Below are 21885 nucleotides of genomic sequence, written 5' to 3'. Positions count from 1 at the left end.
CTATTCTTATAATAGGCTATGCACGAAAGGAGAATTTGTTCATCTCAATCCTAATACTTTGATTAAGTGTTCTTTTTGAAAACCTAACAAGAACTTACCTGAAGGAATTTTGACTGCTGGTGTCGCATAAACTTGGTTTGCTTGCAATTCCTTCAAATGTTCTTTTGTATTCGAAATATTCTTTATTTCATATGACATTTGATTTTTATCTAAAAAATCGATTAATTGTTCACATTCCTTGCAATTGTCACTAATATATACATCAAGCGTTTGTTTTGTCATTGTTGTTCCTCCTAATAGCAATTGTACCTATTAGTTTATACCCATTTTACTATATAAAGAAACATACAATATGCTTTTTTGTCATTTTTATTTATGTGATAATTCATTTGCAAAGTGTCCCAATTTTTTTAACAATTCAATTGCTTGTGTTTTTTCTTCTTCATCTAATCCAGCAGTAATTGCTTCGATTTGCTTCCAATGATTAGGGAAAATATCATTAAGTAACTTTTCGCCACTTTTCGTAATCGACGCAAAGATGATACGACGGTCTTTTTCATATGGCGTTCTTTTTACATACCCTTTTTTCTCTAATTTATCAACAACATATGTAATGCTCCCACTTGCCAATAATATTTTATCACCAATTTTCTGCAATGGTTGTTCCCCTCGGTGGTACAATAATTCTAATACACCAAAATCTGTTGTATTTAACCCATAACTTCTAATATCATCTGCTACTTGATCTGACACCGCTCTATATGCTTTTGATAGTACTACAAATAATTTGAGAGATGGGTCTTGCTTTTTCTCTTCATATAACGATCGTTCATTCATCTCTTTTCATCCTCTCATGTCTCTATGCACGTATTATATGGAAAGCAGTACAATACGTCAATATAATTATTACCATTTTTTTCTTATACATCTAAAATTAGTATCCTTTGTGGCATACATAAGCCTAATAAAGTATGAAATAATTTCAGAACAACAATCTGCCCTCTAAAACAATGTAGGTCTTAATCCTATCTCATTCTAATTAGATAATCTATAAAGTACGAGATAGATACAACCAATAAACAATCAAAATAACAATATAGACATAAAGTAATGGTTGATATGCTACGAAAAATATTATGATATATGTCACAGGACTAATGATTTGTTCTAATACGCTACTTTTATACCATTTATGATTCATTTTTTTCACCTGAACTGCTACATTTGTCTGAACGATACAAATAGTCGCAATGGACACTAGTATCACTTGCAATATAATCATCATTAATGAAACATGATGAATCATTAATAATACTACATAAACTATTAGTAACAAAAACAAAAATGGGGTAATACATGTAAGATATGCCTTCACAATATTTGTCATGCTCCATGGTATGCTATGCAAAAGTTTTTCACTGAAGCCTGCACGAAAATAACTTACTATGAATTGATTCACTAAAAAGATTGCGATAATAACAGATAATGCCTGTAACCATACTGTTTGGTAGCTCAATACTCCAAGACAAAGAACGATACAAGCAAGTGTATTCCATGACGCTTCTTTATGCTTTGCTAGTTCCTTTATCCACAATCTTCTAAATATGACTGTCTTATTCTTATAGTCAAAAGGCTTCTTCTTATAAGATTGTGGAATCACTTGTCGCATAAGTGATTTTCTTGCTGGTTTTATTTCTACTTTACTTATTTTGTTGATAAAAAACATATTCCATATTTTTCGATCACTTTCTTCTATTACCTTTTTCCAATCTACTTTTTTTACTCGTTTTTTCCATAAAACAATATTTAGTATGGCTAATACCACAATGAACAGGAAACTAAACAAGTCTTCTATTTCTAGCATAAAAAAGAGAAATCTTACTAAACCAAATGAAAATAGAAACGAAAAATAGACCTTTACTTTCGTCCATATCGACAAGGAATAAAGATACCATTGCGGTAATAATAATAGCACTGAAATAATGACACTAAAAACAAAGAATTGTAGCATGAATGTTGTTGTAAATGGCGTGAACAAAGTAACTAAGACAAAAACCACACCTTGCACAAGAAAAGTTTTACAAATGGTACGAACAAAGATGGCAAACCATACATCTTCTTTCTTAAATGGTAGTGTCATCAATTTATATTCCGCACTCGTTATATACATACCTGGAGATGCAGACGTGAGTGAAAGTGCACGTAAAGAATATATAATCGCTAGTATAGATAGAACATATACAGCATTGTCTTCTACTAAATCAAACCATTGTTTGTATTTTTTCAATTCATCATAGATAACGAAGAATCCAATACCTATGAAGAAACTTAAGTATACTGCAATGGTTTTGTCTATCGCTACACCTAGCGCCATTCGATAGAGAAGCTTTTTCTTTGCTCTTCTACTTTTGTGAATAAATCGAATGACAGAGCTCGTCTTACTCCCCATCTTCTCTTCTCCTCTTTAAATCATCAAAGTCACGCATGTCTCTTTCTTCTAATACTACTCCATTTTGTAACATCACATATTTGCTAGCGATTTTTTTTACACGATCAAGTTGATGGGAAGTAAGTAACACACTCGTACCTCTATCTGCTTTTAGCTTAATCAATTTTTCTAATTCCATTGCCGCATGCACATCTAATCCCATAAATGGCTCATCGATTAATAGTAATGCACAATCAGGTAATAGTGCACATATCGTTTGGACTTTTTGGCGCATTCCTTTTGATAATGATTCCGGATACTCATCTAATTTATCTTCAATTTCAAATAATCGCGTATATTTCTCTACCCGTTTCATCCAGATATCTTCAGGTATTTCATAACTTTGGCCATATAATTGAAAATGCTGCATGACAGTTAATTCGGATAATAAGAATGGTTCTTCTGGTATGTATGCAATTTCTTTCTTAAATGCAAGAAATTCATTGTCTTGATTCCATTGGTTAATGGTAATGGTACCTTCTTTCTTCTCTTGCCATCCCATAATTGCTTTCATGGTTGTCGATTTCCCTGCACCATTATGACCTAATAGTGCGAGAATCTCTCCTTTATTTATAGTAAAGGTAATATCTTTCAAAATTGTATGTAGCCCAATATCTACTTGTACATTTGTCAGCTGTAACATCCAATCCCTCCTATCATATATACGTTTAAACGATTAATAAGTTTCAAACAAAAAAAACTCCGTTATATACAAGGTTGTGCATGTATATAACGGAGTCTTAGCTATTTAACCCAATTCTTGTTGTAAAAATTCAATGACATCATCAGGCGTTTTTGTATAAGCACTATGGCGATGCGCAATTTTTTTGTCATTCTGAAAAATAAGCAAACTTGGAATTCCCATTACGTCATATTTTTGAGCTAATCCTTCTACTTCATCACTATTTACTTCATACCACTCATATCTATTATAGGATTCAAGAATATCTCCAATAAACATGTCCATACGCTTACAGTCTGGACACCAATCTGCGTAAAACTTAATAATTACAGGTTCACTTGATTGAATGATTTCATTAAATTGGTCAACTGATTTTATTGCATTCATTTTCATGCTCCTTTTTGTATGTTTATCCAAAACGTATCATTTTTTATTACTTAACGCAAATGGATTGTATTATTTGTACTCTACCCTGCCTAGAATATATGCTACAAGCAGACCTAGAGCGAATGTCAATATACATACGATTGACTGTATCATCGTAGTAGGGAAACCAGGAAAAATAACGAAGATTGATCCGATTACCATTCCAATAACAAAAGCATATGTAATGATCGGAAAGTGTTCTAAGCAATAATGTATGACTTTACTCATTAGTAAGATACCTAGAACAATTCCTATACCTACAACTGCAATCACGAATAAATTCCGCTCATTTATTGCATTAATAATAGTCGTATATGAACCAATTATCAATAATAGAAAGGATCCACTAATACCTGGTAGAATCATTGCAGCGCTTGCAACAAATCCAGAAAGGAATAACCATATATATGTAGATGTCTCGAATGTCTTTACGACCTCTGGTTCACCTGTATGAAAGAAGACCATAGAACCGACTATACACATACCAATTAGAATGAATAGGTAATGCATCAGCTTAAAGTTTTGCTTCGCATTTGATTTGTTAAATAAAAATGGTAACACTCCTATTATCAGACCAAGAAAAGCAAATTGTGTTGGTCTCGGATAGTACTCAAATAACCATTCAATTAGTTTGGCCAAGATGACAATTGCTGATAATATACCTATACCCAATGGGATTAAAAAACCTAGATGTTTTTTATACTCCCTACTAAATAAACCATTGATCGATTCAATCAATCGATCATATATTCCTAAAACAACAGCAATCGTCCCACCACTTACTCCTGGAACGACATCACTTGCCCCCATAATTAACCCTCGAAATATGTTCTTCCATTCCATCGAAATTTTTTCTCCTTTTTACTCGATAATTTGTAATTCCGGCATCCATTGTTGCACATGTTGTTGTATTTCTTCATAATGTGCTTGATGATTGTCCAGCTGTTCTTCTGTCACTTGATGAAAAGGTAATACTTGAAAATTAGCCATTTTCCCCTTAATAACATCATATTGAACGAATGTTGGTAAGAATGACGGATTAGACACTTCTATTATTGTATCATCACTATAACTGATTTTGCTAACTTGAAATTGCAACATCCCACCAATTCGTTGATACAATTGCTCTTGACCTGATAGGAAATTTCCTAATGAATACGCAACTAACGTTTTTTGACCATTCTTTCCTTCCAGCCATTCCACCGGTTGTACTACATGTGGATGATGACCGATTACAACTTCTACCCCTAAATCACTAGCAAATTGCGCTAACTCTTGTTGGTTATCATTTGGTAATCTCTCATACTCATTTCCAAAATGATAACTTAGAATAATGACATCTGCACTTTCTCTCGCCACTTTCACATCTTCTTCTATTTGCTCTTTATCAATTAAATTAACTAAATAGTCTTTCCCACTTGGAACTGGTATCCCATTCGTTCCATACGTATAACTTAGAAAACCTACTTTGATTCCTTCCGCTGTTTCGATTACTCTCACTTTTTCTCGGTCAGCAGGACTTTTGTAGCTCCCTGTATAGGGCATGTCGATTTTTTCATAATGAGCAATGGCGTTTTGAATGGCGATTTCTCCTCTATCTAATGTGTGATTATTCGCCATTGTAACGATATCTACTCCTACTTCTTGAAAATTGTCAGCTAACTCTTCTGGACTATTAAAGCTTGGATAGGAAGATAAACCGATATCCTTTCCACCAATGATGGTTTCTTGATTAGCCATTGTAATCGTAGGTGTCTTTAAATAATCATCCACTTCTGTTAACATCGGCAAAAAGTTATATCCTTCTCCCTCTACCGCAGTATTATATACTCTGTCATGTATCAAAATATCTCCAATTGCTGCAATTGTTATTTCTTTTATATCTGGTTTAATTGATTCTACAAAATTTCCTTCTGTTTGTTTCAATGTTATTGCAGTAGTAGTCTCTGTCTGCTTCTCATATGATTGACAACCAGCTAACACAATAAGGAACAGCAACAATAATCCTATTCGTTTGTTCATGATGTCATACCTTTCTCGACCTATACTTTTTCGAAAATCTCTTCTATTTTATCATAATGTATTCTTTTTTTTTGAAAAAATGAAATAATTAGCAAATATATTTCGTCTTACTAGAGAGATGGCTCTTATATTAAATCAAAGGGGAATTGTTATGATCGAAGTTAAAAATCTTTGCCAAACTTTTGAACTAGGCAAGAAACAAAATAAAATGAAATTAGATGTACTAAAAGATGTTAGCTTTCAAATGAACAAAGGAGATATATTAGCAGTGACTGGTCGTAGTGGTTCAGGTAAATCTACATTACTGAACCTTATTGGTGGGCTGATGAAACCTACGAGTGGAGAAATTATGATTAATCAGACTAATGTAACGAACTTTTCCGAAGGTGACTTTGCAACTTTCCGTTTGGATAATATTGGTTTTATTTTTCAAAACTTTCAGTTGATTCCGAGTATGACAGCATACGAAAATGTAGAATTGCCTCTTGTATTAAAAGGTGTAGCAGAAAACAAACGCGCTTCCATTGTTTTAACGACATTAAATCGCGTTGGACTTGAAGCTTATAAAGATCATTATCCAAGTGAATTATCTGGTGGTCAACAACAACGAATTAGCATTGCACGTGCATTAGTCATTGAACCACCTATTATTCTTGCAGATGAGCCTACAGGTAGTTTAGATAGCGAAACAGAACAAGAGATATTATCGATTATTCAACAGTTAAACAAAGAGTCTAATATTACATTTATTATTATCACCCATGATGATGCGGTAGCAAAAATCGGCAATAAGCACATACATTTACATGATGGCAAACTGGTAAAAGAAGAGGTGGCAATATGAATATAAGAGATCAATGGCGATTTGTATCAAAAAATATGAAAAAAAGTAAATCTCGTGTTTTTATGACGATACTCGCTACAGCAATGGGAGTAACCTTTCTTATTGTACTTGCTTCTGTTGCATTCGGCTTGCACGATACACTAATTAAACAACATCTTGAAAATAATACGGTAACTAAAATTGAGGTATATGGATATGAATCAGATGATACATTTAGATCTATCACGGATGAAGACATTCAAACATTTGAAGCATTAGATGGAGTGAAAGCAGTCACGAGAAGGGTTGAATTATATCAATCTCCACTCTTTACAATTAATGATTACTCTGCTCATTCTTCTACTATTGTCACTCATTTCCCATCTGAAATTGCCTCAGGATTACAATTAAGTGAGGGAGAGCTACCTACTAAAGATAATGAAATTGTAGTAGGACATGACTTTGTAAAGAATTTAGCACCTATAAATGTAGCAGAAGAAGAAATATATGATGAAAATTACGATATTAAAGAAGAATATCAATATACTGAATCGTTAGTTGGCAAAGAAATCGATATGACTGTTTCAAGCACGGTAGATGATGAGGAAGTAACAAAGACATTTCCAGTTACGATTTCTGGAGTTATTGAAAGCCCAAGCAGAGATTGGCTGACAGATAATTCTGTATATATTTCTGATGCGATGTTAAAGGAAATCGAAGCATTCACTAACTCGCCTAGAGGCGAAATGGAACCACAAGGTGAGGGAACAGAAGAAATGTCAGGCTATACAAGTGTCTATGTATACGCAAATAGCTTAGAAGAAGTAGAAGGAATTAGTGAAGCACTAAAAGATGATAATTATCTCGTTTACTCTGTTGCAGATGAAATGAAACAAATCAATATGATATTTACCATTATAAAAGCCGGACTAATTTTCATTGGAACCATTGCTATTCTTATTGCTTCCATTGGGATTTATAATACCATGACAATGGCGGTAACAGAAAGAACACCGGATATTGGTATAATGAAAGCATTAGGTGCACACCCTAAACAAATCAAACAGATTTTCTTACTTGAAAGTAGCTTCATTGGATTATTTGGTGCACTTGTTGGAACAATTGTCGCTTATCTTATTAGTATAATCGTCAATATTGGAATACCTATGATTCTAGAGAGTGTGTTTAGCGAGAAACTTCCTGAAGGGTTTCAGTTCTCATCCATTCCACTTACACTTGTTCTCATTTCTACAGTAATTTGCTTTCTTGTCACTATTCTATCTGGTCTCAAACCAGCGCGAAAAGCTACTCGGATTGATGTTTTAAAGGCATTACGACGAGAAATATAGCTATATCATGAAAAAAATAACGAAACTCCTTTATTATGTTTGAAAGGAGTTTCGTTATTTAAATTAGTGTAATCAAATAAAAATTATTTAAAAAGTATCTTATCAGACGCAAGAAAAAGGGCTGTATCTATTTCAAATTGCGACAAAGAACCTGTCCTTATATCCCCATGTCAATTTAGTACTCTTTTTTGGTCAATATTGTTTCTCTTAATTTAAAGCGTGAGCGTTTATAATTAATTTTGAAAGCGTTAACAATAAATGTAGGAGGTGGTGTGATCTATGAGAACGGAGGTTGATATAGATGAGACATATATGCGAAAAAAAACAAATGTAGAGTTGAAATCAAAGCGAAAGACACGTATAAAAAAAATATTGGTATACGCTACATTCGTTGGCCCTGCACTACTATTCTTTTTAACGATTCAAATTGTTCCTTTTATTATGGGAATTTATTATTCTTTTACATCGTGGAATGGAGTTAGTTCAGTGGTAGAATGGGTGGGTTTAGATAACTATATAAAAATCTTTACAGATGATTCTAAATTCTTTCATTCTTTCTTATTTACAACCAAGTTTATGTTTGCTTCCGTGTTAATTAGCAATATAATCGGGTTGGGCTTGGCTTTGCTTTTAAACATGGCACTAAAAACCAAAAACATTTTACGAACCGTATTTTTCATTCCAAACGTTATTGGAGGATTATTATTAGGATTCATATGGCAGTTCATCTTCATTAAAGGATTTGCATCCATCGGCGACTTGACTGGTTTAAGCTTTTTTAATCAACCATGGCTAGGTGATGAAGTAACTGCATTTTGGGGAATTGTTATTGTGTTTGCTTGGCAAATTAGTGGATACATGATGATTATTTATATCGCAGCACTACAAGGCCTGGATAAAAATGTGTTGGATGCAGCTCGAATCGATGGAGCGTCTAGTTTCGGAATGTTGACTAGAATTATCATCCCATTAATTTTACCAGCATTTACAATTTGTTTTTTCTTAACTATATCAATGGCATTTAAAATATTTGATTTAAATATTTCTTTGACAGGTGGAGGTCCATTTAACTCTACAGAGTCTGTTGCCATTAATATTTATCAAGAAGCATTCCAAAATAATCGATATGGATTAGGTAGTGCAAAATCTATTTTATTCTTCATCGTTGTCGCGATTTTCACAACAGTACAGGTAATGGTTACGAAGAAGAAGGAGGTGGAAGCATAAATGAATGAAAAATATACTTCAAAGACGTTTCTTGTCGAGGTTTTTGCGATCTGTTTAGGAATACTTTTTCTTATCCCCTTTTATTTCGTTATCATTAATTCTTTAAAAGGTTTTTCTGCCATTTTGTTAGATGCTGCAGCTTGGCCGAAGGAATTTTTATTTAGTAACTATACAACAGTATGGGAAGTTTTAAATTTCCCTAAAGCTTTTCTGAATTCCTTATTCATAACTATTTTTAGTATCATTGGGATCGTTTTAATTAGCTCGATGGCAGCCTGGAAGATGGTCCGCACACCCGGAAGAATTAGCTCGATTCTGTTTATACTATTTGTTTCGGCAATGGTCATTCCATTTCAAGCAGTCATGATTCCATTAGTTAAATTAGGTGGTATGATAGGAATCATGAATAGTATTCCAGGGATTGTCATGATGTATTTCGGATTCGGTGTTTCCCTATCTCTATTTCTTTATCACGGATTCGTTAAAACGATTCCGCTTGAGATTGAAGAATCAGCTAAGGTAGATGGATGTACGCAATTTGGAGTGTTTTGGCGGATTGTTTTTCCATTATTAAAACCAATCACCATTACGGTTGTTATTTTAAATACATTATGGATATGGAATGATTACTTACTACCACTCTTAGTCTTACAAGATGCTGAATTAAGAACCATTCCATTAGCAACCAGTTCATTTTTTGCACAATATACAAAGCAATGGGACATGGGATTAGCAGGACTAGTATTAGGGATTGCTCCTATTATTATCTTCTTTTTATTTTTACAAAAACATATTATTAAAGGAATTGCCGCTGGCTCAATTAAGTAAGCGATACACTTTACAAGGGATTTATTTAGTAAAATAAAATATATTCAAGGAGGTAATTAATTTATGAAACGTGTTCTATTTATATTTATTACAATGTTATTCGCGGTTGCTATCATTGCAGGGTGTTCATCAAGTAATTCTAGTTCAAATGATGATAGTACGAACTCTAATGAAGGGTCAGGAGAGTCTGAAAATGGTGCTGACAATGATGAAAAGGTAACACTTGACTTTTTCCAGTTCAAAGTAGAAATTGCTGACCAATTAGAAGCAATGATTAAAGAATATGAGAATGAAAATCCAAACGTTAAAATTAATCTAGAGACAGTTGGTGGAGGGGCTGACTACGGCGCTGCTTTAAAAGCAAAATTTGCCTCAGGAGAAGAACCGGATATTTTTAACAATGGTGGCTTTAAAGAATTAGAGCTATGGAAAGAGCATTTAGCTGATCTTTCTAATGAACCTTGGACTGAAAATGTACTTCCAATTGGAAAAGTGCCGATGACAGATACTGATGGTAAGCTGTATGGTATGCCAGTAAATCTTGAAGGTTATGGGTTCATTTATAATAAGGACTTATTTGAACAAGCTGGGATAACGCAACCTCCTACAACACTTACTGAATTGAAAGAAGCTGCACAAAAACTAGAAGATAACGGAATCACTGCATTTTCTGCAGGATATGGTGAGTGGTGGATAATCGGTCAACACTTGTTAAATATTCCATTTGCACAACAAGATGATCCAGTTGCTTTTATCGAAGGATTATATGATGGTAGTGAAACCATAGTCGGCAATGAAAAGTTTGAGCAATTCCAAGCTGTAATTGATACAGAAGTTGGGTTTGGAAATGACAATCCAATTACCACAGACTACAATACACAAGTGACATTGTTCGCATCTGGTGAGACGGCAATGCTTCAACAAGGGAACTGGACTGAAAATATGATTTATGAAATAAATCCAGATATGAATATGGCATTTTTACCGATACCATTAAATGATGATGCGGAAGCGGATCGTTTACCAGTAGGCGTTCCTAACAACTGGGTATTAAATAAAGACTCTGAAAATTTAGATGAAGCAAAAGCATTTTTAAACTGGATGGTTTCATCAGAAACTGGTCAACGTTATATCACAGAGGAATTTGCGTTTATTCCTGCGTTTGATAACATTGAGCCAGTTGGACTAGGGGCATTAGGTCAATCCATTCTCGAGTACTCAAAAGCTGAAAAAACAATCCCATGGACTTGGTTTAGATGGCCAGATGGTGCGAATCAAGAGTTTTCTGCCAAAATTCAAGAGTATGCATCTGGTAGAATTGAATACTCAGATGTTGTGCAGTCAATGCAGAGCATTTGGGACGATATGAAATAATCCACTTTGTGAAAAGCATGTCCTGTTCTTGGGCATGCTTTTCATATATCAAGTATATGCATGGAATAGTGCCTGTTGTATACTTGATATAGTACATCATTAAAAAGGGAGGGAACCTTATGATAAGGAAAAGCATTCGAAATAAACTTATCGTTCTATTATTAGCAATCACGATTATTCCTTTTGGTACCTCCATTGTGATTACGTATTTTTATACGAAAGAATCTTTAAAAGATGAATTTATTGAAGAAAATGTAAACCTTCTATATCAAGGGAAGCTTAATATAGAAAGTTATATCAATGATTTAAAAGATTTAACTCTCTCATTTTATAATAATCCAGATTTTATGAGCTATTTAAAAGGCCATGGACAAGATAATCGTTATATGACATTGGATACGATAAAAGATGTTATGGTGACCATTCTATATGCGGAAAATAATATTAAGCGTGTGACCATTACATTCCCAAAACAAGATAATGGAATGCAAAACTTAGTATTCGTATCAAAGCAATCAACCCTTACTTTTTCTTCAAGACTTAATCATGAAGATCAATCTTATTTTACAAAAGCGGATGCAAATCCATTTAACATGTATATCGAACCTGCTCACTCTCAAACTGATACTGATGAGAAAGCGGATGTGATTACCCTTCATCGTTCATTAAAGGATGTCCCTCTTAATAGACAATTAGGATATATGTCTATTGATATTTCACCAAGTAAAATTCTTAACATGAGCGAAAAACTTTACAACAAAGATTCAGAAGAGTTTTATATCTATACAGAGGAAGGGAATAGCATTTTTAGTTCAAATCCAGACATCACAAGGCGGCAATCTCATCCTGAATGGTTGACGTACTTATTAAATACAGAAGACAGTAGTGGTACCTTGGATTGGGATGATGCATCTTTTCAAGGTGTGATGGTTTATCATAAACTTCCTGAATCATCAGGAGGCTGGATTCTTGTCAAACAAATTCCTTATAGTTCTTTATTTCAAAGCGCCTTAAGTGTGGCAAAAATCAATATTTTATTTGGTATCGTTGGATTAACATTAGTCATTTTAGCTACATTACTTGTTTCCTTTAAAATAACATCTCCAATCCGAATATTACTCAAAAATATCCATCAAGTCGAAAATGGGAACATGGAGGTCCAATTTCAATCCTTAGGCGATGATGAAATTGGTATGTTAGGTCATCGTTTTAAAAGAATGATAGGGAGAATTAATGATTTAATAAATCGTGAATATAAATTAAAACTAGAGAATACAACAAATCAACTCAAAGTCCTTCAGTCACAATTAAATCCACATTTTTTAAACAATGCACTTCAATCGATTGGAACAGTAGCATTAAAAAATAATGTGCCACAAATTTATTCACTTGTAACACATTTATCACAGATTATGAGATATGGAATGAATATAGAAGAAGATATGGTCCCATTAATCCGAGAAAGAGATTATATCCAGGCGTACCTACTCTTGCAACAAGAACGATTCGAAGACAAATTAACGTTTACGATTGAATTTGAAGAGCAAATGTTAGAAGCAAAAATACCAAAAATGTTATTACAACCAATTGTTGAAAATTATTTTAAACATGGATTTGATAGTGGAGATAAGGTCGGTAAATTAAAAATTAAAGGGACAGTAGAATCAGGTAACTTAGTGATTAGAATACGAGATAATGGTACAGGGATATCTGATCAACGGATGAAAGAAATTTATCAATGTATCTATGATAGTGAAAATAACAGCGAAGCGAATATTGGATTAAAAAATGTGTACCGCCGATTGAAGTTGTATTATGGCGAACATGCGAATTTACAGCTTAACAACCTAGAGTTTGGAGGTTTTGTAGTTACAGTTCAACTTCCAATGGATATGGATGGTGATAAAAATGAAGGCCATTATTATTGATGACGAAAAACATGTAAGAGAAGGTATATTGTTATTAGCTAATTGGGAACATGTCGGGATTACAGAAGTACTTGAAGCAACCGATGGAGAAAAAGGCATTCAATTAATTAAAGCACATAAACCTGAAATTATCTTTACCGATATGAGTATGCCCAACAAAGATGGAATCACATTGTTGAAATGGATACACAGTTCTGAATTAAAAAGTAAAACAATTGTTGTGAGTGGGTATGATGATTTTCATTACATGAGAAGTGCTTTATATTATGGAAGTTTCGATTACATTTTAAAACCAATTGATCGAAATTTGCTAAATGAAACATTAGAAAGAGCTGTCCTTAAATGGCGAGAACAAGATGAAAAGAGACAATCTTTACTAGAAAAAAATCGAGTGATTAATGAAGTAAAACCTCTCTATTGGGATCAACTACTTACCGGAGTCATATACCAGAAAAACCCATCTACAGCAACGATTCAAAAAATACTTAAAGAATTTAAGATTAATGTAGATAAAGTAAAATGTATTGTGTCTATTCTTCCTATTCATAAGTTTTTAATACAAAAATTCAATGGTAATCGTGATGTTGCCTTTTTTGCAATATTAAATATTGTAAATGAAGTTGTTCGAAACAAAAATAGAGGGATAGGATTTCGGAATCTGAATAAAGAAGATGAAATCATTATTTTGTTATGGAATGCTCCACAGCCACACTTCATTGTAGAAAAGATATATGCCATTATTTATCAATTTATCAAAATGAAATGTACTATTTTTATGGGTGATGAGATGACTTGTACATTACATTCCTATCAAAGTGCATCAATGGTGCTGCAAAAGTATCCTTTATTAGAAGGCGAAATAGAAAAGAAAGTAGTCACACCAAAAGAAATCAATCATAAAACGAACCTCCATTTATTAGATTATGGACAGGAACTTAAATGGGCATTACAAAGATGTAGTAAGGATAACCTTAATGAGATTTTGCAGCGATTATTTAAGCAATTATGGGAGTCACATAACCTTTCAATAGAACAATTACAATTATGGGATAAGCAATTTAAGATATTAAGGAAAAACTGGCTAGAAGAATATGATATGGACGAATATGAAGATAATTTTAATGGGGATGGTTTTTGGAATGAGGATGGCAGCTTTTCTTTTCAAAAATTTACGGAAGTGAAACAGAAAGAATTTCATAATTTAATGAATTTACTTGAAAAAGAAAAGTATCAAAAAGGAAGAACGAGCATTCAAGAAATCGAGTCATATCTGAGAGAACATTATTATTTAGATATAAAATTACAAGACATCGCAGATCGATTCTTTCTCAGTCGTGAGTATATCTCTAGGAAATTCAAGCAAGTATATCATGTGACGCTTACAGAATATGTAACAGAGATACGGATAGAAAAATCAAAGGAATTATTAGAAAATCCACACCTAAAAATCTATGACATCGCAAAAGAAGTTGGATACAAAGACGAAAAATACTACAGCAAAGTGTTCAAAAAAATCAATGGTCAAACTCCAAACCAATATAGACAATACATTAGAACAGGTCTTCATACCCCTTCTAGCTCTTGAATTGGAAATAATTCTTATTATAGCAAAAAAGAACCTCTCTGTTAGATAAGAGAAGTTCTTTTTATTTATAGACATGATGTTTGTCTTATTTTTTCTTTGAAGCTTTTTCACGTTCATTTTTATTTAAAATTTTCTTACGAAGACGAATTGATTCAGGTGTTACCTCACAATATTCATCATCATTTAAATATTGAATCGCTTCTTCTAATGACATTTTTCTTGTTTTACGAATGGTTGCAGTTTGGTCTTTATTTGCAGAACGAACATTTGTTAAATGCTTCTCTTTTGTGATATTAACTGTTAAGTCATTCTCACGATTATGTTCTCCTACAATCATTCCTGCATATACATCTGTACCTGGATCAACAAAAATAATTCCTCTATCCTCTAAATTCATAATACCATATGTTGATGCTTTTCCATTTTCTAGAGCCACAAGTACACCTTCACGACGTCCACCTACTTGACCTTTTACAAATGGTGCATATTCTTCAAACGTATGGTTAATGATACCGTATCCTCTTGTTTGTGTCATGAATTCAGTTGCATAACCAATTAATCCACGAGATGGAACTTTAAATTCCATGCGCACTTGACCATTGCCGTGATTAATCATATCAATCATTTCACCTTTACGCGCACCAAGTGATTCCATAACAGGTCCAGTATAATCTTCAGGTACATCAATTTGCACACGTTCAATCGGTTCACATTTTACACCATCAATTTCTTTAATAATAACTTCTGGTTTAGATAATTGAATTTCGTATCCTTCACGACGCATGTTCTCAACTAGAATAGATAAATGTAATTCTCCACGTCCTGAAACAATCCATGCATCAGGAGACGCTGTTTGTTCCACACGCAAACTTACGTCTGTTTCTAATTGGGATAACAAACGTTCTTCAATCTTTCTAGATGTAATATGCTTTCCTTCACGTCCAGCAAAAGGACTATTGTTTACAACAAAAGTCATTTGTAATGTCGGCTCATCTATACGTAATACAGGTAATGCTTCTTGATGTTCTGTTGGACAAACTGTTTCCCCAACATTAATATCTTCCATTCCTGCAACAGCAATAATATCTCCTGCTTTTGCTTCTTGGATTTCAATTCTTTTTAGTCCAATAAAACCGAACAATTTAGATACACGGAAATTCTTAACAGAACCGTCTGTTTTCATTAAAGAAACTTGTTGGCCTACTTTAATCGCACCTCTAAACACACGTCCAATACCAATACGTCCTAAATAATCATTGTAGTCTAATAATGTAATTTGGAATTGTAATGGTTCTTCTGCATTATCAATTGGTGCAGGAATATTCTTTAAGATTGTCTCAAAGATTGGCTCCATTGATTCCTCTTGTGTATCTGGTTCATAACTTGATGTACCATTTAATGCTGATGCAAATACAACTGGGAATTCTAATTGATCATCATCTGCACCTAATTCAATAAATAAGTCTAATACTTCGTCAATTACTTCTGATGGGCGAGCATTCGGGCGATCGATTTTATTCAATACCACAACAGGGCGAAGTTTTTGTTCTAAAGCTTTCTTTAATACAAAGCGTGTTTGAGGCATACATCCTTCATATGCATCTACAACAAGTAATACACCATCAACCATCTTCATAATACGTTCTACTTCTCCACCGAAGTCAGCGTGTCCAGGTGTATCAAGGATATTAATATGAATATCTTTATAATTAATAGCTGTATTTTTAGCTAAAATTGTAATACCACGTTCTTTTTCGATATCATTTGAATCCATTGCACGCTCATCTACTTGTTCATTATCACGGAAAGTACCTGATTGGTGTAATAATTGGTCAACTAACGTTGTTTTTCCGTGGTCAACGTGGGCAATAATCGCGATATTACGGACATCTTCTCTGAATTGCGTCATGTAAATATTCTCTCCTCTTTCGAAAAACATAGGTAGTTTAATGTAACTATCTGTGTTTTGCTTCTTATCATGTGACGTTCACTTCTTAGCAACTTTTAGATTATATCACAAAAGTCTAAAAATAATATAGCTATTTGTCATATTTTACGAACTGTATACAAAAAACTGCACCACCATCTGCATGATTTCGGGCGAATATCGTTCCACCCGATTTCTCCACAATTGCTCTTGCAATCGCTAGACCTAATCCTGTCTCACCATTTTCACCTTTCACAAAACGATGGAATAATTTTGTTAATAACTCTTCATCAATTCCATCTCCGTCATCCTTCACTTCTATTCTTACATTTTTATTGATTTCATATACAGATAACTCCACTTTTGTTGTTGCATGACGCAGCGCATTCGTCACAATATTCATAATTGCCTGTAACATTTTCTCATAATCAAATGTTAAAGTATGTTGTTCTACCCGCTTTAACGTAATGTCCACATTTCGCTCATTAGCGATTGGCACCGCTCTTACCATTATTTGTTCCATAAATGTTTCCATTTCTATTTTTTCTTCTTTATAAATATTCTCTTCACTATCTAACTTCGCAAGTAATATAATTTCATTAATAATTTTTTTTAGTCGATAAATTTCTTCTACCATGACATTAAGGCCACGTTCTGCTTCTTCCCCTTCAAAAATCCCATCTTTAATTCCTTCTGCATAGCCTTGGATTGTCATTAAAGGTGTCTTCAATTCATGGCTTGCATTTTGGAAAAATTGACGTTGAGATTGAATGAAGCTATTTAATTCATTCGCCATTTCAACAACACTTTTTTCTACTTCTTTAATTTCACCTGTTGCACTAATTGCTTCCATTTGATCAAATTGACGTTTCTCTATTTTCTTCAATTGATAGCGTAATTTTGTTAATGGTGTAACTAATTTCGTTGTTAAATAATGACTTAATAGCACCGCAACTGCAATTCCAATTAAGAAAATCGAAATAAGTCTACCAATTAAACTCTCCCTTACCTCTTGCAAATCGTCTAGCGGTGTGAGTAAGACAAGTTTCTGTGTCGTATAGGAAGATATAATCGGGATAATAGAAACAACATATTTTTCATTTCCACTTTCCCACAACGGCTGTTCAGGATCGTCCATATCATAACGAGTCACAAATGAATCTAATTGATCCACATTCGTAATAGAAGAAAAAACAATTTTTTCTGTTTTATCATCATAGGCAAACACTTGTAAGTTATATGCATTTAACAAACGCAGTAATGTTTGTGCATTATAACTATTATTTAGATCTTCATATAAAATAAAATTAACGATTAATTCTCCCTTGTCTTCTAATTGTCGTTGTTCATCTTTAATTAACATTTGAAGCATCTGAGAATATACTGTAATTCCCGCAATTGTCATAATAATTACGAGTAATGTAGTGAATGCTATCGTTAATTGGTATTGTAATTTCATTCTTCTTCCCCTTGAAGATGAAGTCTGTATCCATATCCCCAAACAGTTTCTACAGGTAAACCATGTAACTTCTTACGTAATCGCTTCACAAGGTCATCTACTGCTCGGTCGCTCCCAAAATAATCATCACCCCAAATTAGCGTCAATAATTCTTCTCTCGAAAAAGCACGATTCGGTTGTTTTGCAAATATCTCTAACATATCAAATTCTTTTGTTGTCACATCAATCTCTTTTTCTTCCCAAAACACTTGTCTTGCTGCTTTATCCATTTTCAAATGATCTACTTCTAGTAAATCTGTTGATTGTGTTGTCATGATTGGTTGTAATTCCGTTCGTTTAAATAAACGCTTTACTCTTGCAACTAGCTCTCTTGGACTAAATGGTTTTGTTAAATAGTCATCACTACCTAATTCCAATCCTAGAATTTTATCCACTTCTTCATCTTTAGCCGAAATAATAATAATTGGTACTTCACTTACTTGGCGAATTCTCTTACATAACTCATATCCATCCATTCCAGGCAGCATAATATCTAATATCCACATATTCGGTTGTCCAGATTGTGCTAATTCCCACGCATCTTCTGCGCGTTCGGTTACAGTAACTTCATATCCTTCTTTCTTTAAATATGCTTTTACAATATCACGTATATTCGCGTCATCTTCCACAAGATAGATTTGTTGATTCACATTGACTTCCACCCTTCAGCACTATGCTAATATCGACAATCTTTGATTTATATTATATTTTCGCACATTTTTCTAAAAAAATTAAGTATAGATAGTCATTCCATCATCAGTTACACATTTTTTCTACAATTATCCCATTATTATGCCATAAGTAATGGATACAATAGCATTGTAAGAAACAATACTACTTGAAAGGAAGGGGACAACTATGAACGAACAAGATAAGCAATTATATACAGATCATTCGAATAAAGCGCCTAAAGAGAAAAACCTAGGGGGCATGTTATTAAGTGGTGTTGCAGGAGGTTTGATTGTCGCATTATTTAGTGGGGGGATTTTTCTTTCTATGTTAGATGATGACAGTGCGAATAATGAAGCACAATCTGCTCCTACTGAAGAAACTACCGAGACAGCTCAAAATACGGAAGCTGTTGCTACAACAAATGTATCCAATGATGAGACGACTTCGTTAAGTAGTGCGATTTCTAAAGTATCAGATGCAGTTGTTGGTATTTCTAATATCAGACAAGTGAATTTATGGGAAGAAGCAGATGCAGCTGGAACTGGTTCAGGTGTCGTATACAAAAAAGACGGTGAATATGCCTATGTCGTGACAAATAATCACGTTGTTGAGGGTGCACAAGATGTAGAAGTAGTATTAACAAACGGCGAACATGTACAAGCGAAAGTGCTTGGAACAGATGCTCTAACTGATTTGGCTGTACTACGCATCCCGAGCGAACAAGTAACGACAGTCGCACAACTTGGCTCATCTGAGAGCTTAACTGTTGGGGAAACAGCTATTGCGATAGGTAATCCTTTAGGTACTGAATTTGCTGGATCCGTTACCCGAGGAATCATTAGTGGACTGGATAGAGCTGTCGATGTTGATTTAAACAGTGACGGAACACCTGATTGGACAACAGAAGTAATCCAAACAGATGCTGCAATTAACCCAGGGAATAGTGGTGGTGCATTAATTAATACAAATGGAGAAGTTATTGGTATTAATTCCATGAAAATTGCACTAGAAGCTGTCGAGGGAATTGGATTCGCAATACCAATTGATGATGCGAAACCAATTATTGAACAATTAGAGCAAGGACAAGAAGTTAAACGACCATTCTTAGGTATTAGTGCGGTTGACCTTGATACAGTACCAGCTCGTCACAAACAAGAAACACTTCAATTAGAAGAAAGCATTGAAAATGGTGTAGTCATTGCAGATGTGGAACTTAGTTCACCTGCCGAAGAAGCAGGTCTACAAAGATATGATGTAGTTACAAAAATAAATGACCATGACATTCAATCTATGCTCGATTTAAAAACATATCTCTATCGTGAAACAAAAATTGGCGATGAAGTAACCGTCACGTTCTATCGCGATGGAAAACAACAAACAACTGAATTAACTTTAGTAGAACAAAATAACTTATAAAAATGCAAAAATCCAAATGATTCGAAAGCTATTTACCGAATTGTTTGGATTTTGTGCGTATAATCAATCTATATAAACTTTGAGATGGTGTATGTGCTTTGAAACCGCTTCGGCTTGTCTGCTTTTTTATCTTTACAATTGGAGTAATCATAAAAAATGTTGGCTTTATTCCATATCGATTATGTTATTGTAATTAGATTACAATTCATAATCGTTTCAAACCAAAATGCTAATACTCGCAAACATTGTAGAACTTCAACGTAGCGTGGGCGCCCACTCCCACTCCTATGGGGTCCTTTTTCCTGAAAATCCACTTTTCCAAGCGGTCTGTGCTTGGAAAAGTTAGTTGAAGGAAAAAGCCCATGGAAAGGGGAGTGGACAAGCCGGAGCGGGGTATACGCACACTATTTATTTCATTGCCAAACACTAAATATGGTATCATTCGTGGTTTGTGTGAAGAATCCTTTAATCCATAAAAACACTTGATTACAATACTTAATATTGATTTTAGTAGGGAAAGTTTGATACAATATATGCTTGCAAGAGACAATGAAATAAATAACCCAACCTAATACCTTGTATCTTGCAAATACAAATTAATAGGTGGTAGAGAAAATGGAAACAAAGGAAAAATATCAAGTATTACTGTATTACAAATTCGTAACAATTGAAGATCCAGAAACGTATGCCAATGAACACTTAAATTTCTGTAAAGAATTAGATTTAAAAGGTCGAATTCTAGTTGCAGAAGAAGGGATTAATGGCACTGTTTCAGGAACTGTTGAACAAACGAACAAATATATGGAAGCAATGCATAATGACCCTAGATTTAGTGACATGGTGTTCAAAATTGACGAAGCTGAAGGACATGCATTTAAGAAAATGCACTGCCGCCATCGTCCAGAACTAGTAACACTTCGACTAGGTGAGGAAAATGTTGATCCTCGTGAGAAAAATGCTGACTTCTTAGATCCACAAGATTTCTACAAAGCAATGCAAGAAGAAAATACAATCATTCTAGATACTAGAAATGATTATGAATATGAACTAGGTCATTTCCGTGGCGCAATTAATCCAGATATTGATAGCTTCCGTGAATTGCCACAGTGGATTGAGTCAAATCGCCAAGAACTAGAAGGTAAGAAAATTCTTATGTACTGTACTGGCGGTATTCGTTGTGAAAAATTTGGTGGTTGGATGAAAGAAAAAGGATTCGATGATGTTGCACAATTACATGGTGGAATCGTAACATACGGTAAAGACCCAGAAGTACAAGGTGAATTATGGGACGGTCAGCTCTACGTATTTGATGAACGTATTTCTGTACCAGTAAACCGCAAAGAGCATGTAGTAGTCGGCAAAGATTACTTCGATGGAAAACCATGCGAACGTTATGCAAATTGTGCAAACCCTGAATGTAATCGCCAAATTCTATGTTCTGAAGAGAATGAACACAAATATTTACGCGGTTGTTCCCACGAATGCCGAGTACACCCACGCAACTTATATGTAAAAGAACAAAATTTAACACAAGAAGATATTGACGCAAGACTAGCTATTATCGCAGAAGAAGAGAAAATGCAACAAGCACAATAAGCAATTTAAAGGAAGAGTCCATTCATAGAAATATGAATTTGACT

19 protein-coding genes are annotated in these 21885 nt (G+C 34.0%); 9 read left to right on the top strand and 10 right to left on the bottom strand.

What is annotated here, in order from left to right:
* Positions 1-39: 39 nt before the first annotated feature.
* The 7 genes from ACFOZ1_RS10040 to ACFOZ1_RS10010 form a co-directional block, all read right to left on the bottom strand.
* The gene (locus ACFOZ1_RS10040) at positions 40-282 is read right to left on the bottom strand and encodes a glutaredoxin family protein (protein ID WP_390198949.1); all 243 of its coding nucleotides are present in this window, start codon (positions 280-282) and stop codon (positions 40-42) included.
* A gap of 87 nt (positions 283-369) precedes the next feature.
* Complete coding sequence (locus ACFOZ1_RS10035) at positions 370-837, bottom strand: MarR family winged helix-turn-helix transcriptional regulator (protein ID WP_390198948.1); 468 nt, start codon at positions 835-837, stop codon at positions 370-372.
* Positions 838-1048: 211 nt separating this feature from the next.
* Positions 1049-2449: a hypothetical protein gene (locus ACFOZ1_RS10030; protein ID WP_390198946.1), complete on the bottom strand. Its 1401-nt coding sequence runs from the start codon at positions 2447-2449 to the stop codon at positions 1049-1051.
* Positions 2439-3131 (bottom strand): ABC transporter ATP-binding protein, encoded by a 693-nt coding sequence (locus ACFOZ1_RS10025; protein ID WP_390198944.1) that lies wholly within the window; start codon positions 3129-3131, stop codon positions 2439-2441. The genes ACFOZ1_RS10030 and ACFOZ1_RS10025 overlap by 11 nt, the downstream gene beginning before the upstream one ends.
* 105 nt (positions 3132-3236) lie before the next feature.
* Positions 3237-3557 (bottom strand): thioredoxin family protein, encoded by a 321-nt coding sequence (locus ACFOZ1_RS10020; protein ID WP_390198942.1) that lies wholly within the window; start codon positions 3555-3557, stop codon positions 3237-3239.
* 69 nt (positions 3558-3626) lie between these two features.
* Positions 3627-4439, bottom strand: a complete 813-nt coding sequence (locus ACFOZ1_RS10015) for a DUF368 domain-containing protein (protein WP_390198940.1) — start codon at positions 4437-4439, stop codon at positions 3627-3629.
* Between the two features lie 18 nt (positions 4440-4457).
* Entirely contained in the window at positions 4458-5618 is a 1161-nt protein-coding gene (locus tag ACFOZ1_RS10010; protein ID WP_390198938.1) for a CapA family protein, read from the bottom strand.
* Between the two features lie 151 nt (positions 5619-5769).
* Here ACFOZ1_RS10010 and ACFOZ1_RS10005 point away from each other — a divergent pair, with 151 nt between their 5' ends.
* From ACFOZ1_RS10005 to ACFOZ1_RS09975, 7 genes are all read left to right on the top strand, one after another.
* Positions 5770-6462, top strand: coding sequence for an ABC transporter ATP-binding protein (locus ACFOZ1_RS10005; protein ID WP_390198936.1), 693 nt, complete (start codon positions 5770-5772; stop codon positions 6460-6462).
* A complete protein-coding gene (locus ACFOZ1_RS10000; RefSeq protein WP_390198934.1) occupies positions 6459-7790 on the top strand; it encodes an ABC transporter permease in 1332 nt (443 codons plus the stop codon). The genes ACFOZ1_RS10005 and ACFOZ1_RS10000 overlap by 4 nt, the downstream gene beginning before the upstream one ends.
* A 312-nt stretch (positions 7791-8102) precedes the next feature.
* Positions 8103-9017, top strand: coding sequence for a carbohydrate ABC transporter permease (locus ACFOZ1_RS09995; protein ID WP_390199013.1), 915 nt, complete (start codon positions 8103-8105; stop codon positions 9015-9017).
* On the top strand, positions 9018-9845 hold the full coding sequence (locus tag ACFOZ1_RS09990; RefSeq protein WP_390198933.1) for a carbohydrate ABC transporter permease: 828 nt from the start codon (positions 9018-9020) through the stop codon (positions 9843-9845).
* A 63-nt stretch (positions 9846-9908) separates the two neighbouring features.
* Positions 9909-11219 carry an ABC transporter substrate-binding protein gene (locus ACFOZ1_RS09985; protein ID WP_390198931.1) on the top strand — a complete coding sequence of 437 codons (1311 nt, stop codon included), beginning with the start codon at positions 9909-9911 and terminating at the stop codon, positions 11217-11219.
* 119 nt (positions 11220-11338) lie between these two features.
* Positions 11339-13147, top strand: a complete 1809-nt coding sequence (locus ACFOZ1_RS09980) for a cache domain-containing sensor histidine kinase (RefSeq protein WP_390198929.1) — start codon at positions 11339-11341, stop codon at positions 13145-13147.
* The gene (locus ACFOZ1_RS09975; RefSeq protein ID WP_390198928.1) at positions 13128-14732 is read left to right on the top strand and encodes a response regulator transcription factor; all 1605 of its coding nucleotides are present in this window, start codon (positions 13128-13130) and stop codon (positions 14730-14732) included. Before ACFOZ1_RS09980 ends, ACFOZ1_RS09975 begins: the two co-directional genes overlap by 20 nt.
* Positions 14733-14817: 85 nt before the next feature.
* Here the strand turns inward: ACFOZ1_RS09975 and typA are convergent, their stop codons facing one another.
* The 3 genes from typA to ACFOZ1_RS09960 form a co-directional block, all read right to left on the bottom strand.
* On the bottom strand, positions 14818-16641 hold the full coding sequence (gene typA, locus ACFOZ1_RS09970; protein ID WP_390198926.1) for a translational GTPase TypA: 1824 nt from the start codon (positions 16639-16641) through the stop codon (positions 14818-14820).
* A gap of 130 nt (positions 16642-16771) precedes the next feature.
* Entirely contained in the window at positions 16772-18118 is a 1347-nt protein-coding gene (locus ACFOZ1_RS09965) for a sensor histidine kinase (protein WP_390198925.1), read from the bottom strand.
* Positions 18115-18807, bottom strand: coding sequence for a response regulator transcription factor (locus ACFOZ1_RS09960; protein ID WP_390198923.1), 693 nt, complete (start codon positions 18805-18807; stop codon positions 18115-18117). The genes ACFOZ1_RS09965 and ACFOZ1_RS09960 overlap by 4 nt, the downstream gene beginning before the upstream one ends.
* A 208-nt stretch (positions 18808-19015) precedes the next feature.
* On the opposite strand from ACFOZ1_RS09960, the gene ACFOZ1_RS09955 reads away from it, so the two are divergent.
* Both ACFOZ1_RS09955 and trhO read left to right on the top strand, forming a co-directional pair.
* Complete coding sequence (locus tag ACFOZ1_RS09955; protein WP_390198922.1) at positions 19016-20245, top strand: S1C family serine protease; 1230 nt, start codon at positions 19016-19018, stop codon at positions 20243-20245.
* Between the two features lie 615 nt (positions 20246-20860).
* Positions 20861-21841, top strand: a complete 981-nt coding sequence (gene trhO, locus ACFOZ1_RS09950) for an oxygen-dependent tRNA uridine(34) hydroxylase TrhO (protein ID WP_390198920.1) — start codon at positions 20861-20863, stop codon at positions 21839-21841.
* Positions 21842-21885 lie beyond the last annotated feature (44 nt).

This window comes from Gracilibacillus marinus, assembly GCF_042651725.1.
In the GTDB taxonomy this organism is placed as follows: Bacteria; Bacillota; Bacilli; order Bacillales; family Amphibacillaceae; genus Gracilibacillus; species Gracilibacillus marinus.
The sequence above is the reverse complement of the archived record's forward strand: the minus strand, read 5'-3'. Positions and strand labels throughout refer to the sequence as shown.

What these genes read in the sequence shown, in the direction of transcription:
- ACFOZ1_RS10040 (WP_390198949.1), bottom strand. Translation starts at nt 282, where the DNA reads ATGACAAAACAAACGCTTGATGTATATATTAGTGACAATTGCAAGGAA.
- ACFOZ1_RS10035 (WP_390198948.1), bottom strand. Translation starts at nt 837, where the DNA reads ATGAATGAACGATCGTTATATGAAGAGAAAAAGCAAGACCCATCTCTC.
- ACFOZ1_RS10030 (WP_390198946.1), bottom strand. Translation starts at nt 2,449, where the DNA reads ATGGGGAGTAAGACGAGCTCTGTCATTCGATTTATTCACAAAAGTAGA.
- ACFOZ1_RS10025 (WP_390198944.1), bottom strand. Translation starts at nt 3,131, where the DNA reads ATGTTACAGCTGACAAATGTACAAGTAGATATTGGGCTACATACAATT.
- ACFOZ1_RS10020 (WP_390198942.1), bottom strand. Translation starts at nt 3,557, where the DNA reads ATGAATGCAATAAAATCAGTTGACCAATTTAATGAAATCATTCAATCA.
- ACFOZ1_RS10015 (WP_390198940.1), bottom strand. Translation starts at nt 4,439, where the DNA reads ATGGAATGGAAGAACATATTTCGAGGGTTAATTATGGGGGCAAGTGAT.
- ACFOZ1_RS10010 (WP_390198938.1), bottom strand. Translation starts at nt 5,618, where the DNA reads ATGAACAAACGAATAGGATTATTGTTGCTGTTCCTTATTGTGTTAGCT.
- ACFOZ1_RS10005 (WP_390198936.1), top strand. Translation starts at nt 5,770, where the DNA reads ATGATCGAAGTTAAAAATCTTTGCCAAACTTTTGAACTAGGCAAGAAA.
- ACFOZ1_RS10000 (WP_390198934.1), top strand. Translation starts at nt 6,459, where the DNA reads ATGAATATAAGAGATCAATGGCGATTTGTATCAAAAAATATGAAAAAA.
- ACFOZ1_RS09995 (WP_390199013.1), top strand. Translation starts at nt 8,103, where the DNA reads ATGCGAAAAAAAACAAATGTAGAGTTGAAATCAAAGCGAAAGACACGT.
- ACFOZ1_RS09990 (WP_390198933.1), top strand. Translation starts at nt 9,018, where the DNA reads ATGAATGAAAAATATACTTCAAAGACGTTTCTTGTCGAGGTTTTTGCG.
- ACFOZ1_RS09985 (WP_390198931.1), top strand. Translation starts at nt 9,909, where the DNA reads ATGAAACGTGTTCTATTTATATTTATTACAATGTTATTCGCGGTTGCT.
- ACFOZ1_RS09980 (WP_390198929.1), top strand. Translation starts at nt 11,339, where the DNA reads ATGATAAGGAAAAGCATTCGAAATAAACTTATCGTTCTATTATTAGCA.
- ACFOZ1_RS09975 (WP_390198928.1), top strand. Translation starts at nt 13,128, where the DNA reads ATGAAGGCCATTATTATTGATGACGAAAAACATGTAAGAGAAGGTATA.
- typA (WP_390198926.1), bottom strand. Translation starts at nt 16,641, where the DNA reads ATGACGCAATTCAGAGAAGATGTCCGTAATATCGCGATTATTGCCCAC.
- ACFOZ1_RS09965 (WP_390198925.1), bottom strand. Translation starts at nt 18,118, where the DNA reads ATGAAATTACAATACCAATTAACGATAGCATTCACTACATTACTCGTA.
- ACFOZ1_RS09955 (WP_390198922.1), top strand. Translation starts at nt 19,016, where the DNA reads ATGAACGAACAAGATAAGCAATTATATACAGATCATTCGAATAAAGCG.
- trhO (WP_390198920.1), top strand. Translation starts at nt 20,861, where the DNA reads ATGGAAACAAAGGAAAAATATCAAGTATTACTGTATTACAAATTCGTA.